10 protein-coding genes and 2 riboswitches are annotated in these 13,857 nt (G+C 67.2%); of the genes, 6 read left to right on the top strand and 4 right to left on the bottom strand.

What is annotated here, in order from left to right; translation table 11 throughout:
- Positions 1-48: 48 nt before the first annotated feature.
- The 4 genes from ACZF5Y_RS05485 to ACZF5Y_RS05500 are packed head-to-tail and all read right to left on the bottom strand — an operon-like array spanning position 49 to position 4,405.
- Positions 49-840 carry a 3-oxoacyl-ACP reductase gene (locus ACZF5Y_RS05485; protein WP_204374521.1) on the bottom strand — a complete coding sequence of 264 codons (792 nt, stop codon included), beginning with the start codon at positions 838-840 and terminating at the stop codon, positions 49-51.
- A gap of 43 nt (positions 841-883) precedes the next feature.
- Positions 884-2,239 carry an aldehyde dehydrogenase family protein gene (locus ACZF5Y_RS05490; protein ID WP_497534813.1) on the bottom strand — a complete coding sequence of 452 codons (1,356 nt, stop codon included), beginning with the start codon at positions 2,237-2,239 and terminating at the stop codon, positions 884-886.
- Complete coding sequence (locus ACZF5Y_RS05495; RefSeq protein ID WP_497534814.1) at positions 2,236-3,054, bottom strand: gamma-glutamyl-gamma-aminobutyrate hydrolase family protein; 819 nt, start codon at positions 3,052-3,054, stop codon at positions 2,236-2,238. Before ACZF5Y_RS05495 ends, ACZF5Y_RS05490 begins: the two co-directional genes overlap by 4 nt.
- Entirely contained in the window at positions 3,035-4,405 is a 1,371-nt protein-coding gene (locus ACZF5Y_RS05500; protein ID WP_053351926.1) for a glutamine synthetase family protein, read from the bottom strand. Before ACZF5Y_RS05500 ends, ACZF5Y_RS05495 begins: the two co-directional genes overlap by 20 nt.
- A 217-nt stretch (positions 4,406-4,622) precedes the next feature.
- Here ACZF5Y_RS05500 and ACZF5Y_RS05505 point away from each other — a divergent pair, with 217 nt between their 5' ends.
- The 6 genes from ACZF5Y_RS05505 (at position 4,623) to ACZF5Y_RS05530 (ending at position 13,843) form a co-directional block, all read left to right on the top strand.
- A complete protein-coding gene (locus ACZF5Y_RS05505; RefSeq protein ID WP_497534815.1) occupies positions 4,623-6,173 on the top strand; it encodes an amino acid permease in 1,551 nt (516 codons plus the stop codon).
- Between the two features lie 93 nt (positions 6,174-6,266).
- A riboswitch (glycine riboswitch) is annotated at positions 6,267-6,368 on the top strand.
- Positions 6,369-6,471, top strand: a riboswitch (glycine riboswitch).
- Positions 6,472-6,516: 45 nt separating this feature from the next.
- Positions 6,517-9,366, top strand: coding sequence for an aminomethyl-transferring glycine dehydrogenase (gene gcvP, locus ACZF5Y_RS05510; RefSeq protein WP_497534816.1), 2,850 nt, complete (start codon positions 6,517-6,519; stop codon positions 9,364-9,366).
- Between the two features lie 8 nt (positions 9,367-9,374).
- Positions 9,375-10,505 (top strand): glycine cleavage system aminomethyltransferase GcvT, encoded by a 1,131-nt coding sequence (gene gcvT / locus ACZF5Y_RS05515; RefSeq protein ID WP_497534817.1) that lies wholly within the window; start codon positions 9,375-9,377, stop codon positions 10,503-10,505.
- A gap of 53 nt (positions 10,506-10,558) precedes the next feature.
- Positions 10,559-10,945: a glycine cleavage system protein GcvH gene (gene gcvH, locus ACZF5Y_RS05520; RefSeq protein WP_053351930.1), complete on the top strand. Its 387-nt coding sequence runs from the start codon at positions 10,559-10,561 to the stop codon at positions 10,943-10,945.
- Between the two features lie 16 nt (positions 10,946-10,961).
- The gene (locus tag ACZF5Y_RS05525; protein ID WP_497534818.1) at positions 10,962-12,389 is read left to right on the top strand and encodes an L-serine ammonia-lyase; all 1,428 of its coding nucleotides are present in this window, start codon (positions 10,962-10,964) and stop codon (positions 12,387-12,389) included.
- Positions 12,390-12,451: 62 nt separating this feature from the next.
- Positions 12,452-13,843, top strand: a complete 1,392-nt coding sequence (locus ACZF5Y_RS05530) for an MFS transporter (protein WP_497534819.1) — start codon at positions 12,452-12,454, stop codon at positions 13,841-13,843.
- The last annotated feature ends 14 nt before the right edge of the window (positions 13,844-13,857 follow it).

The raw sequence follows: 13,857 nt of genomic DNA on the forward strand, positions 1-13,857 counted from the left end.
CTCGGCGTCGGGAGCGTGAGGCTACTCGGCGCCGAGCGCAAGAGCCCGTTAGAGCGGAGTGGTGTACGCGCTCGTCAGGCCGCCGTCGACGAGGAACGTCGAGGCGGTGATGAACGAGGCGTCGTCGCTCGCGAGGAAGGCGACGGAGGCGGCGAGCTCTTCCGGGCGGGCAAAGCGGCCGACGGGCACGTGCACCAGTCGGCGGGCGGCGCGCTCCGGATCTTTCGCGAACAGTTCCTGCAGCAGCGGGGTGTTCACCGGACCCGGGCACAGCGCATTCACTCGGATGCCCTGGCGAGCGAACTGCACGCCGAGTTCGCGGGTCATCGCGAGCACGCCGCCTTTCGACGCGGTGTACGAGATCTGCGAGGTAGCTGATCCCATCACCGCGACGAACGAGGCCGTGTTGATGATGGAGCCGGATCCCTGCGCGGTCATGTGGCGCAGTGCCGCCCGCGAGCAGAGGTAGACGCTCTTGAGGTTCACGTCTTGTACCTTTTCCCAGGCCGGGAGCTCGGTGATCTCGATCGAGTCGTCGTCGTCGGGGGAGATGCCGGCATTGTTGAACGCGATGTCGACGCTGCCGTACTCGCGAGCGGCGGTGTCGAAGAGGTTGTTGACCTGAGCCTCGTCGGTGACGTTGACCTGCACGAAGAGGCCGTCGACCGCAGCCGCGGCGGCTTCGCCGGACTCCGGGTTCATATCGCCGATCACGACGCGGGCGCCTTCTGCGCGGAAGCGCTTCGCGGTGGCGAGTCCGATGCCGCTCGCGCCACCGGTGATGACGGCGACCTTGCCGGCGAGACGCTGGGTGAGATCGATGGGGGTGATGTCGCTCATGGGGTGTCCTTTGCAGTCAAGAAGGAGGAATGGGAAACAGGGTTCACTCGCTGGCGAAGAACACGTTCTTCGTCTCGGTGAAGTGCTCGGCGGCGTCGGGCCCGAGCTCGCGTCCGAGCCCTGACTGCTTGAAGCCGCCGAACGGGGTCGTGTACCGCACCGATGAGTGCGAGTTGACGGAGAGGTTGCCGCCCTCGACGCCGCGGGCGACGCGGATGCCGCGACCGAGGTCGTTGGTCCAGATCGAGCCACTGAGGCCGAATTCCGTGTCGTTGGCGAGTTGCAGCGCGTCGGCCTCGTCCTCGAACGGGAGTACGGCGACAATGGGCCCGAAGACCTCTTCCGTGGCAATGCGCGAGCCGCGCTCCGGAGTGACGACGGTGGGGGCGAACCACGAGCCGGGGCCGTCGGGGCAGGATCCCCGGAACGCGACCGGCACATCCTCCGTGAGGAACGACGCGACGCTCTCTTTGTGCGCCTGCGTCACCAGCGGGCCCACCTCGGTCGACTCAAGTGTCGGGTCGCCGACGACGACACCCTGCACGGACTGCTCGAATTGCTCCATGAAACGGTCGTAGACGCTGCGCTGCACGAGCAGGCGGCTGCGCGCGCAGCAATCCTGGCCCGCGTTGTCGAACACCGAATAGGGTGCCGTGGCGGCGGCGCGTTCGATATCGGCATCGGCGAACACGATGTTGGCGCTCTTGCCGCCGAGTTCGAGCGTGACGCGCTTCACCTGATCGGCGCACCCCGACATGATGCGCTTGCCGACCTCGGTGGAGCCGGTAAACACGACCTTGCGCACTGTCGGGTTCGTGACGAAGCGGTCGCCGACGACGGAACCGCGGCCGGCCAGCACCTGGAAGAGTCCCTCGGGGAGCCCGGCTTCACGGGCGAGCTCGCCCAAACGAATGCTGGTGAGCGGAGTCCACTCGGCGGGCTTCAGCACGACGGCGTTGCCGGCGGCGAGCGCGGGGGCGAACCCCCATGAGGCGATGGTCATGGGAAAGTTCCACGGGGTGATGACCCCGACGACGCCAAGCGGCTCGTGGAACGTGACATCAATGCCGCCGGCAACCGGAATCTGCTGGCCGATAAGGCGCTCGGGGGTGCCCGAATAGTACTCGAGCACGTCACGCACATGACCGGCCTCCCAGCGGGACTGCGTGATCGGATGCCCCGAATTGATGGTTTCGAGCTGCGCCAGGTGCTCGATGTCGCCGTCGACCGCATCGGCGAAGCGGCGCAGCACCCGCGCGCGGTCGGCCGGTGCGACCGCAGCCCAGTCGCGCTGGGCACGGGCAGCCGCCTCGATGGCGCGGTCGGTTTCCGCGGCGTCGAGGTGCGCGACCTCGGTGACGGCTTCGCCGGTGGCGGGGTTGATGACGGTGTAGCTCACGGCTGCTCCTTCGATTCGGGCTCAATCGGGGACGACGGTGGGGTGGCGCGACGTGCAGCGCGGTAGGCGCTCGCCGCATCGACGAGACCCTGGAAGAGGCGGCGATCGGCGCGGTTCTCCTCGGGGTGCCACTGCACGGCGACGCCGAAGGGCAGCGCGTCGAGCTCCACCGCTTCGATGATGCCGTCGGCGGTGCGGCTGGTCACGGTGAGGCCGTCGGCGACATCGCCGAGCGCTTGATGGTGATAGAGGTGGGCGCGTGCACTGCGGTCGTCGCCGAGCACTTCGGCGATCCGCGATCCCGCATCGACCTCGACCTCGATTTCATTGAAGACGCCCTGCCCCGCCTGGTAGCGATCGTCACCGACCAGGTCCGGGAGATGCTGAATCAGGGTGCCCCCGAGCTCCACATTGATGACCTGCGCGCCGCGGCAAATGCCGAGCAGTGGCAGCTCGGCCTCGATCGCGGCGTCGAGCACTGCGGCTTCGAACGCGTCGCGGTCGGTGCGCGGCGCTCCGGTGCGCTCGTGCGCGGCGGCACCGTAGCGTGCAGGATCGACGTCGGCGCCACCGGAGAGGATGAGTCCGTCGAGCGACGCGACGATGCCGCGCGCGATCTCGGGGGAGACGGGCTGCGGGGGCAGCACCAATGCGATGCCTCCAACGTCGGTGACCGCGTCGAGGTACACCTGCGGCAGAAATGACGCGCGCACATCCCACACTCCGGTCTGCGCCTGCTCAAGATAGCTGGTGATGCCGATGACCGGTGCGGCGCCTGGCGAGCCGGTTCCGAGTTCAGAGTCGTTCGAAACCACGGACCCGCTCCCAATCGGTGACGGCGGCATCGTAGGCCTGGACCTCGACCCGTGCTGCATGCGTGTAGTGATCGACCACGTCGTCGCCGAATACCTCGCGTGCGAGGGCCGACTGCTCGAAGAGATCGGCGGCCTCGCGCAGCGTGGTGGGCACGCGCTCCACGTCGCTCGAATATGCGTTGCCGCGCAGCGGTTCGCCGAGTTCGAGCTCCTGCTCGATGCCCGCGAGGCCCGAAGCGAGCATGCCGGCGACCGCGAGATACTGATTCACGTCACCGCCGGGCACCCGGTTCTCGACGCGCATCGCCTGGCCGCGACCCACGACGCGCAGGGCGCACGTGCGATTGTCGTGTCCCCAGGCCACGGCGGTCGGGGCGAAGCTGCCATCGACGTAGCGCTTGTACGAGTTGATGTTCGGTGCGTACAGCAGCGTGAATTCGCGCAGGGCCGCCTGCTGGCCGGCGATGAAGTGGCGGAAGATCTTCGACATGCCGTCAGGGTCGGAGTCGTCGGCGAAGATCGGGTCGCCGGCGCTGTTGCGGAGACTCGTGTGCACGTGGCAGCTGTTGCCCTCGCGCTCATTGAACTTCGCCATGAAGGTGATGCTCTTGCCGTGCGCCTCGGCGATCTCCTTCGACCCGCTCTTGTAGATGGAGTGGTTGTCGCAGGTGGGCAATGCGTGAGTGTAGCGGAACGCGATCTCTTGCTGGCCTAGGTTGCACTCGCCCTTCACGCCTTCGCAGTACATGCCGGCGGCGTCCATCGAGTTGCGGATGTCGCGCAGCAGCGGTTCGATGCGCGTCGACGCGTGCAGGGCGTAGTCCGTGTTGTAGTCGCTCGCGGGGGTGAGGTCGCGATACCCGTTGCGCCAAGCGCTGCGGTAGTCGTCTTCGAAGACGAGGAATTCGAGTTCGGTGCCGACGTAGGGGATGAAGTCGTGGGCCGCGAGACGGTCGATCTGGCGCTTCAAGATCTGTCGCGGTGACACCGAGATGCCCGAGTGATCGCTCGCGAGTGTGAGGTCGGCAATGACGAGGGCGGTGCCCGGGATCCAGGGAGTGCGTCGCAGGGTGGCGAGATCCGGCAGCATCGCCATGTCTCCGTATCCGCTCTCCCAGCTCGTGAGTGCGTAGCCGTCGACCGTGTTGAGTTCCACATCGACCGCGAGCAGATAATTGCAGCACTCGGCGCCGTGCGACATCACATCCTCGAGGAACAGCCGCGCCGAGACGCGTTTGCCGACCAGTCGGCCCTGCATATCGGTGAAGGCGACGATCACGGTGTCGATCTCGCCCGAAGCCACCGCCTCACGCAGTTCATCGGGGGTGAGATTGCCGCTCGCGGGAATCATGTGCTCTCCTTCGGCTCGTCATCGAGTTGAGATTGCGACACCGACCTGCAATCACACGTCGCGGCGACGGTGCTCAAAAGGTCGGATAGAAGACCATTACACCACACTGTGTCGGTGAGTGCGCAAGGGTGAGAACGATAAAGGTGGTGCGAAACGACCAATAGGTGGCTATCATCGCAGTGATCGGTTCCATCACAGCGAAGTGAAAGAGGTCGACATGGCCAAGGACACCCTGAAAGTCTCAGGTGCCACCTACACCACTGCAGAATCCGGGTATTTCGAGAAGCGGCAGCTGAAGCGCGCCGCCGGCGTCTGGGGCCTCTGGGGGCTCGCCGTCGGCGCGGTGATCTCGGGCAACTTCTCGGGCTGGAACTTCGGCATCGAAGCTGCAGGGTTCGGCGGCATGCTCATCGCGTTCGCGATCCTCGTCGTCATGTACTACGGGCTCGTCTTCTCGATCGGTGAGATGGCAGCCGCGATGCCGCACACCGGCGGCGCCTACTCGTTCGGCCGCGCGGCGATGGGCCCCTGGGGCGGTTTCGTCACGGGTCTCGCCGAAACCATCGAGTACGTCGCAACGACGGCGGTGATCGTCTACTTCTCGGCGGGGTACGCGAACGGTGTCACCGAGGGGTTGATGGGCTTCAGTCTGCCGACCTGGTTGTGGTGGATCATTCTCTACGCCGCCTTCGTCGGCCTCAACACAGCGGGCGCCGCGATCTCCCTGAAATTCGCCATCATCGTCTCATTCATCTCGATCGGTGTGCTCGTGCTGTTCGCCGTGATGGCGTTCGCGAGCGGCGCGATCGACTGGGGCAGCCTGTTCGAGATCGAGCCCGACCCGGGTCAGAGCGTCTTCCTGCCGCACGGCGTGCTGCCGATCCTCTTCGCCATGCCGTTCGCCATGTGGCTCTTCCTCGGCATCGAGGAGCTGCCGCTCGCGGCCGAGGAGTCGCACAATCCTGTCCGCGACATTCCGCGTGCCGGCCTCTGGGCTCGCGGCACGCTGATCGTCACCGGCCTGCTGGTGCTGGTGCTGAACACCGGCGTGCTGGGTGCGTCCGCGACCGGAGTCGCCGGTGAGCCCCTGCTCGACGGATTCCGTGCGATTCTCGGCGACGACCTCGCCTGGGTCGCCGGCTTGCTCGCGCTCTTCGCGCTCTTCGGTCTGCTCGCGTCGCTGCAGGGCATCATGTTCGCTTACGGGCGCAACATGTACTCCCTGTCGCGCGCCGGGTACTACCCGAAATGGCTGTCGCTCACCGGAAAGCGCCAGACCCCGTGGGTGGCACTGATCGCCGGTGCCGTCATCGGGCTCGTCGCGCTGATTGTCGTCGAACTCACGGGCGGCGACAGCGGCGTGGGCGGCGCGATCGTGCTGAATATCGCGGTGTGGGGCGCCGTGCTCGCATACTTCATGCAGATGCTGTCGTTCATCATTCTGCGACGCAAGTATCCGAACGCGAAGCGTCCGTATGTCAGCCCCTGGGGCGTCTTCGGCGCCGCGGCTGCGGCCGTGATCTCCGCGCTCATCTTCGTGGGCTTCCTGCTCAACGAGACGTTCCGGCCCGCAATCGTCGCGATCGTGATCGTCTACATCGTCGGGCTCATCATCTTCGGCCTGTACACGCGCCACCGTCTGATCCTCTCCCCGGAGGAGGAATACGCGGTCTCAGGCGGTCTGCACGGCGACCCGCAGACCGAAGGGTATGGCGGCGCGGTCGAGGAAGAGCTGCTCGCGCTCGACGGGCGCGACGAGGAGCGCTGAGCCTGCGGGTCGGGGCGCATGACGGCCCCGACCCGCACCTCCTCAGCTCGCTCTCCGATGGTAGAGTGAGCACGACTTCTGAATATCGGCCATCAAGCTGTGGCGGGAGAGTCCATGGTCCGGCAACGGAGCCCTGGCGCCGTAGGAGCAATCCCTCCCCGGGAATCTCTCAGGCACCCGTACCGCTGCAGCGCGGCAACTCTGGAAAGCAGTGAGCGGCAACGCTCGCTCACCGACGGTGCAAGGACGCAGGTGATCCCGCGTCTGAATCTCTCAGGTCCGTTACAGAGCGGGGAGGATCCCAGTTCGTTCGCGCGACCGCGCGACTACCTTCGGAGATCCCGTGACCGAATTCCCCGCAATCCGCAGCTTCCCCGACCGGCATATCGGGGTGACCGACCCGGCACACGTAGCGACCATGCTGTCGTCGATCGGGTTCGACTCGCTCGACGCCCTCGTCGACGCGGCCGTGCCGGCGTCGATCCGCAAGACCGAGCCGCTCGACCTCCCCGCGGGCCGCAGCGAAGAGCAGATCCTCGCTGACCTGCGCGCGCTCGCCGCGAAGAACGTGCTGAAGACGCAGATGATCGGGCAGGGGTTCTCCGATACGCACACGCCGCCCGTGATCCGCCGCAACGTGCTCGAGAGCCCGGCCTGGTACACGGCCTACACGCCGTACCAGCCCGAGATCTCGCAGGGTCGCCTCGAGGCGCTGCTCAACTTCCAAACGATGGTGTCGGATCTGACCGCACTCGACGTGGCCAACGCGTCGATGCTCGACGAGTCGTCGGCGGCGGCCGAGGCCGTGCTGCTCATGCGTCGTGCCGGTCGTGCTCCGGCGACGGCCCGGGCGGTGCTCGATGCCAACTTGTTCCCGCAGACGATCGCCGTGATCCAGGGGCGCGCAGAGGCGCTCGATTTCACAGTCGAAGTGGCTGATCTGTCGCAGGGTCTGCCCGAGGGCGAAATCTTCGGTGTCGTGCTGCAACAGCCCGGCGACGACGGTGCCGTCGTGGACCACTCGTCGGTGATCGCTGCGGCGAAGGAGCGCGGCGCAATGGTCACGGTCATCGCCGACCTGCTGTCGCTGACCCTGATCACCCCTCCGGGCGAGCAGGGCGCCGATGTCGCTGTGGGCAACACGCAGCGCTTCGGGGTGCCGCTGTTCTTCGGCGGGCCGCACGCCGCGTACCTCGCAATCCGCTCGGGTCTCGAGCGCTCGCTGCCGGGCCGTCTCGTCGGAGTATCGCGCGACAGTGCCGGTCGCCAGGCGTACCGTCTTGCACTGCAGACGCGCGAGCAGCACATCCGCCGCGAGAAGGCGACGAGCAACATCTGCACCGCCCAGGCGCTGCTCGCAATTACGGCGTCGATGTACGCCGTCTACCACGGTGCCGACGGGCTGACCGCGATCGCTGCCCGCGCCCATGCGCATGCCCGCACCATCGCACGGTCGTTGGTCGCGGCCGGTGTCGAGCTGGCTTCCGAATCGTTCTTCGACACCGTGCGTGCAGTAGTGCCGGGCCGTGCTGACGACATCATTGCGGGAGCCGCTGAGGCGGGCATCAATCTGCGCCGCATCGACGCCGACACCGTGAGCGTGTCCACCGACGAGACCACCACCGACGCGCACGTCGCTGCGGTGGTGCGGGCCTTCGGTGCTGCGTTCGACGGTGCCGTCGAGCCGGGCGACTTCGGATTCCCAGAGGCGCTCACCCGCACAAGTGACTTCCTGACGCATCCGATCTTCACGTCGATCCATTCCGAGACACAGATGCTGCGCTACCTGCGGCGCCTCGCTGATCGTGACCTCGCGTTGGATCGCACCATGATCCCGCTGGGTTCGTGCACGATGAAGCTGAACTCCACCGCTGAAATGGAAGCCATTTCGTGGCCGGAGTTCGCGGGCATCCACCCGTACGCGCCCGAGTCGCAGACGCGTGGGTGGCGTGAACTCATCGAAGATCTCGAGCGTCGCCTGGTCGAGATCACCGGTTACGCCGGCGTCTCGCTGCAGCCCAACTCGGGGGCGCAGGGCGAGTACGCAGGTCTGCTCGCGATTCGCGGGTACCACCGGTCGCGCGGCGACGCGCAGCGCACCGTGTGCCTTATCCCTGCCTCGGCGCACGGCACGAACGCGGCGTCGGCGGTGCTCGCGGGCATGCGCGTCGTCGTGGTGAAGAACACCGACTCGGGGCACATCGACCTCGACGATCTCACCGCGAAAATCGAGACCCACCGCGACGAGCTCGCGGCGATCATGATCACCTACCCCTCCACCTACGGGGTGTACGACGACGATGTGCGCGAGGTCTGCGACCAGGTGCACGCCGCGGGCGGGCAGGTGTACATCGACGGGGCGAACATGAATGCGCTCGTGGGCCTTGCGCAGCCCGGCCGGTTCGGGGGCGACGTGTCGCACCTGAACCTGCACAAGACGTTCGCGATTCCCCACGGCGGCGGCGGGCCCGGTGTGGGCCCGATCGGCGTCGCCGAGCATCTGCTGCCCTTCGTGCCGAACGACCCAACGGGCACGTACTCGGTGAGCGGCGGCGTACCGGTCGTTGCGACCCTGTTCGGGTCGGCCGGCGTGTTGCCGATCTCGTACGCATACATCGCGATGATGGGCGGCGAGGGGCTCACGCTCGCGACGAAGACGGCGCTGCTCGGGGCGAACTACATCGCGGCGCGCCTGACCGAGCACTTCCCGGTGCTGTTCACCGGAGCGACGGGGCTGGTCGCCCACGAGTGCATCCTCGACCTGCGCGAGCTCACCGCGCAATCGGGCATCACCGCGGAAGACGTGGCGAAGCGTCTGATTGATTTCGGCTTCCATGCCCCGACGCTCGCGTTCCCGGTCGCCGGCACGCTGATGGTCGAACCCACCGAGTCCGAGGACCTGGCCGAGATCGACCGCTTCATCGAAGCGATGGTCACCATCCGCGCCGAGATCGATGCGGTGATGGCGGGTGAGATCGCCGTCGAAGCCTCGCCGATCCGACTCGCACCGCACACCGCCGAGAGCCTGATCTCCGTGGAGTGGGACCGCGCCTACTCCCGCGAAACGGGCGCGTACCCCGTCGACGCGCTGCGCATCGACAAGTACTTCCCGCCCGTGGGCCGCATCGATGGCGCCTACGGCGACCGCAACCTGATCTGCGCCTGCCCGGCGCCCGAAGCGTTCGAGAACTGAGGCCGAAGATGACTGCAGCACCCGAGAACTCCACCCAGAAGCACACCGCTCTGCACGACGAGCACGCGGCACTCGGCGCCTCGTTCACCGATTTCGGCGGTTGGGACATGCCGTTGAAGTACGGCTCAGAGCTCGCCGAGCATCGCGCGGTGCGCGAGACCGCCGGTCTCTTCGACCTCTCGCACATGGGGGAGGTGCGTGTCGCGGGGCCCGACGCCGCAACGTATCTGAACTCCGCCCTCGTCGGCAATCTTGCCGCGATCGCGGTGGGGCGTGCGAAGTACTCGCTCATCTGCGCGGCAGACGGCGGCATCATCGACGATCTCATCACGTACCGTCTCGCCGAAGACGTCTTCCTCGTCGTGCCGAATGCCGGCAATGCGCAGACCGTCGCCGACGCTCTCATCGAGCGTGCAGCCGGGTTCGACGTCGAGGTGACGGATCAGTCGGCAGACACCAGCCTCGTCGCCGTGCAGGGGCCGAATGCCGTGGCGATCCTGCATACCCTGGTGCCCGAAGAGCAGCGTGCGCTCGTCGGCGATCTGAAGTATTACGCCGCCGAACAGGCCGTAATCGCAGAGATCCCCGTGCTGCTCGCGCGCACCGGGTACACCGGTGAAGACGGGTTCGAACTCTACGTGCCGAATGCCGAAGCCCCGGCGCTCTGGCGCGCACTGCTCGCCGCGGGAGCCGACCACGGGCTCGTGCCCGCCGGGCTCGCCTCGCGCGACTCGCTACGACTCGAAGCCGGCATGCCGCTCTACGGCAACGAGCTCAGCCGCGACGTCACTCCGTTCGATGCCGGGCTGGGCCCGGTGGTGTCGTTCAAGAAGACCGAAGACTTCGTCGGCCGCGAGGCCCTTGAGGCGCGCCGAGATGCTCCCGGCGAGCGCGTGCTCGTCGGTCTGCGGGGCGATGGACGACGCGCCGGTCGCGGCGGGTACGCCGTGCTCTCTGGCCCGGAGACCGTGGGGCGCATTACGAGCGGCCAGCCGAGCCCGACGCTCGGCTACCCGATCGCGCTCGCCTACGTGACGCCCGAGCACGCCGCGGCCGGCACCCGCCTCGATGTCGATCTGCGCGGCAAGGCCGAACCGTTCACCGTCGTCGAGCTTCCGTTCTACCGGCGCGGCGCCTGAGCCATCCTCCACGCTTCCCCCGATCACCCCTGACCCGTAAAGGAACCCACATCATGAGCACCGTCAAATCAGGACTCCGCTACTCCGCCGAGCACGAATGGATCACCGGCGACAGCCCCGCCATCGTCGGCATCAGCGAGGTCGCGGCCGATGCCCTCGGCGAGATCGTCTACGTCGACCTGCCCGAGGTGGGCGCGACGATCGAGGTCGGAGCCGTCGTCGGTGAAGTGGAGTCGACGAAGTCGGTCTCGGAACTGTTCTCACCGGTCGCCGGAGAGGTCGTCGAGGTCAACTCCGCAGTCGTCGACGACCCGGCCCTGCTGAACTCCGACCCGTACGGCGCCGCGTGGCTGTTCAAAGTCGCCGTCACCGCTGAGGGCCCCCTGCTCGACGCCGCGCAGTACGCCGCAGACAACGGCGCGGAGATCTCCGCCGCGTAACCTCGCGGATGTCATCATGGCCGTCAGCGTCTTCGACCTCTTCACGGTCGGCATCGGGCCTTCGAGCTCGCACACGGTGGGCCCGATGCGCGCTGCGCGCGCGTTCGTTGCCGGGCTCGCCCGCCGCTCCTGCGGGGTCGGGAGCGTGCGCGAACTCCGAGTCGACCTCTTCGGGTCGCTCGCGGCGACGGGGCACGGCCATGGCACCTTCACTGCGGTACTGCTCGGTCTCGAGGGATTCGACCCCGAGACCGTGCTCCCCGAGGAAGTCGATGCGGCGCTCGCACGGCAGGAGGGGAGTGGTGAGCTGCGCCTCGGGGGCGAACTCGACGGAGACCCGAATGTGCTGCGCTTCGGTGTCGCCGACATCGTGCTGCGGCCGCTCACGGTGCTGCCGCAGCACACGAACGGGATGCGTTTCACGGTGCTCGATGCCGGCGACGCCGTGATCGCGTCGGAGACGTACTTCTCGGTCGGCGGCGGGTTCATCGTGCGCGACGGCGACGGCGAAGGCAGCGAGCACGATCTACACGATCAACGCGACCACCGGGCCGCCGAGCAGCCATTTCCATTCACTACAGCGGCTGAACTCCTCACGCACGCCCGCAGTGCCGGGATCTCGATCGCCGAGGTCATGCTCGCGAACGAGCGCGTCTCGCGCACCGAACGCGAGGTGCGCGAGGGGCTCGGGCACATTTGGGACGTCATGGAGGCCTGCAAGAACTCAGCACTCGAGCGCACCGGCGTGTTGCCGGGCGGGTTGGAGGTGCGACGCCGCGCGCCCGACTGGCATCGCCGACTGACGGAGCGCGATCCGCACCGCGACCCCGTGTACTGGCAGGAATGGATCAATCTTGTCGCGCTCGCGGTCAATGAGGAGAACGCCTCTGGCGGCCGCGTGGTCACCGCGCCGACGAACGGTGCCGCCGGCATCATTCCGGCCGTGCTCTTCTACGCGACGCACTACGCGCCCGGGGCGGCATCGTGGACTCATGAGCACCGGCAGCACGCGGTCGCCGACTTCCTGCTCGCCGCCGGCGCAGTCGGCGTGCTGTACAAGGAGCAGGCGTCAATATCGGGCGCTGAGGTCGGCTGCCAGGGGGAAGTCGGTTCCGCCTCGTCGATGGCTGCGGCAGGTCTTGCCCAGGTGCTCGGGGGCACCCCTGAGCAGGTTGAGAACGCGGCCGAGATCGCGATGGAGCACAATCTCGGCCTGACGTGCGATCCGATCGGCGGGCTCGTGCAGATTCCGTGCATCGAACGCAACGCGATCGCCGCCTCGAAAGCAGTGAACGCCGCGAAGATGGCGCTGATGGGCGACGGTGACCATCGCGTCAGCCTCGACGAGGTGATCGTGACGATGCGCGAGACCGGCAAAGACATGAGCGACAAATACAAGGAAACCGCGATGGGCGGTCTTGCGGTCAACGTGGTGGCCTGCTGACCTCGACGGCCTTCGCCAACCGACTGCTGCGCATTGTGGGTGGTGAGCCCTACGATAAACCCATGACCGCAACCTCGACGGGCGAGCGCCGCTCGCTCGCGCAGCGCCTCGACGCGCTCCCGTTCACTCGCAAGCACGGCAAGATTCTCGGAGGCTCTGGCATCGGCTGGGCGCTCGACGCCATGGATGTGGGGCTGATCTCGTTCATCATTGCTGCGCTCACGCAGCAGTGGGGCATCGACAAAGGGCAGAGCGGCCTCATCGCCTCGGTCGGCTTTGCCGGTATGGCGATTGGTGCGAGTCTCGGTGGGTTGCTGGCAGATCGATTCGGCCGCCGCCACGTCTTCGCGATCACCCTGCTCGTCTACGGGATCGCGACGGGGGCCAGTGCGCTGGTGGGCGGCATCGCCGTTCTGCTCGTGCTGCGCTTCTTCGTCGGACTGGGACTCGGTGCGGAGCTGCCCGTGGCCTCGACCTATGTGAGCGAGTTCGCGCCGGCACGCATCCGAGGCCGACTCATCGTGATTCTCGAGGCGTTCTGGGCGGTCGGGTGGACGGCGGCCGCGTTGATCGGGTACTTCGTCGTGCCGGCATCCGAAAATGGCTGGCGGTGGGCGTTCGCGCTCGGGGCGATTCCCGCAGTGTACGCCTTCGTCGTGCGCTGGGCGCTGCCCGAGTCGCCCCGCTGGCTCGCCGGTCGAGGGCGCACGGCCGAGGCCGAGCAGATTGTCGCCTTGTTCGAAGCGGCTGCCGGATCACCGGTCAACGTCGAACCGTCGCGATCGAACGTAGGCGCGCCGTCGGTGCCCGAGGACCCCGACGGTGAGGCGGCCCCCGCAGCTGTCGCATCATCAGTATCTCGTCTCGCGACACTCTGGTCTGCGGAGTACCGCGGCCGCACCCTGTCGATTTGGGTCGTCTGGTTCTGCGTGAACTTCGCTTACTACGGCGCATTCATCTGGATCCCCAGCATCCTGGTCGATGCGGGGTTCAGTCTGGTGCGCTCGTTCGGGTTCACTCTGATCATCACGCTGGCGCAGCTGCCAGGGTACGCAGTCGCCGCGTGGCTGATCGAGGTGTGGGGACGCCGCCTGACGCTGTCGGTCTTCTTGGTCGGCTCGGCTGCCTCCGCGATCGTGTTCGGCACAGTGCACACGGAAGCCGCGATCATTGCTTCTGGGATGGCGCTGTCGTTCTTCAACCTGGGCGCCTGGGGTGCGCTGTATGCGGTCACCCCTGAGATCTACCCGACGTCGGCGCGCGCCACCGGTGCGGGCTGGGCAGCGGGGGTGGGGCGCATCGCCTCGATCGCAGCGCCTCTGCTCGTGCCCGCCCTGCTGATCGCCGGGGGGTCTGCCCTGACGTTCGCCGTGTTCGCGGTGTTCTTCGTGATCGCCGCGGGGGCGACCTGGGGGCTCGTCGACCGCAAGGGCCGCGCCCTCGACGACCGCTGACGCTCATCGCACTC

Source organism: Leucobacter sp. WKLB1 (genome assembly GCF_059696215.1).

What these genes read in the sequence shown, in the direction of transcription:
- gcvT (WP_497534817.1), top strand. Translation starts at nt 9,375, where the DNA reads ATGACTGCAGCACCCGAGAACTCCACCCAGAAGCACACCGCTCTGCAC.
- gcvH (WP_053351930.1), top strand. Translation starts at nt 10,559, where the DNA reads ATGAGCACCGTCAAATCAGGACTCCGCTACTCCGCCGAGCACGAATGG.
- ACZF5Y_RS05525 (WP_497534818.1), top strand. Translation starts at nt 10,962, where the DNA reads ATGGCCGTCAGCGTCTTCGACCTCTTCACGGTCGGCATCGGGCCTTCG.
- ACZF5Y_RS05500 (WP_053351926.1), bottom strand. Translation starts at nt 4,405, where the DNA reads ATGATTCCCGCGAGCGGCAATCTCACCCCCGATGAACTGCGTGAGGCG.
- ACZF5Y_RS05485 (WP_204374521.1), bottom strand. Translation starts at nt 840, where the DNA reads ATGAGCGACATCACCCCCATCGATCTCACCCAGCGTCTCGCCGGCAAG.
- ACZF5Y_RS05505 (WP_497534815.1), top strand. Translation starts at nt 4,623, where the DNA reads ATGGCCAAGGACACCCTGAAAGTCTCAGGTGCCACCTACACCACTGCA.
- ACZF5Y_RS05530 (WP_497534819.1), top strand. Translation starts at nt 12,452, where the DNA reads ATGACCGCAACCTCGACGGGCGAGCGCCGCTCGCTCGCGCAGCGCCTC.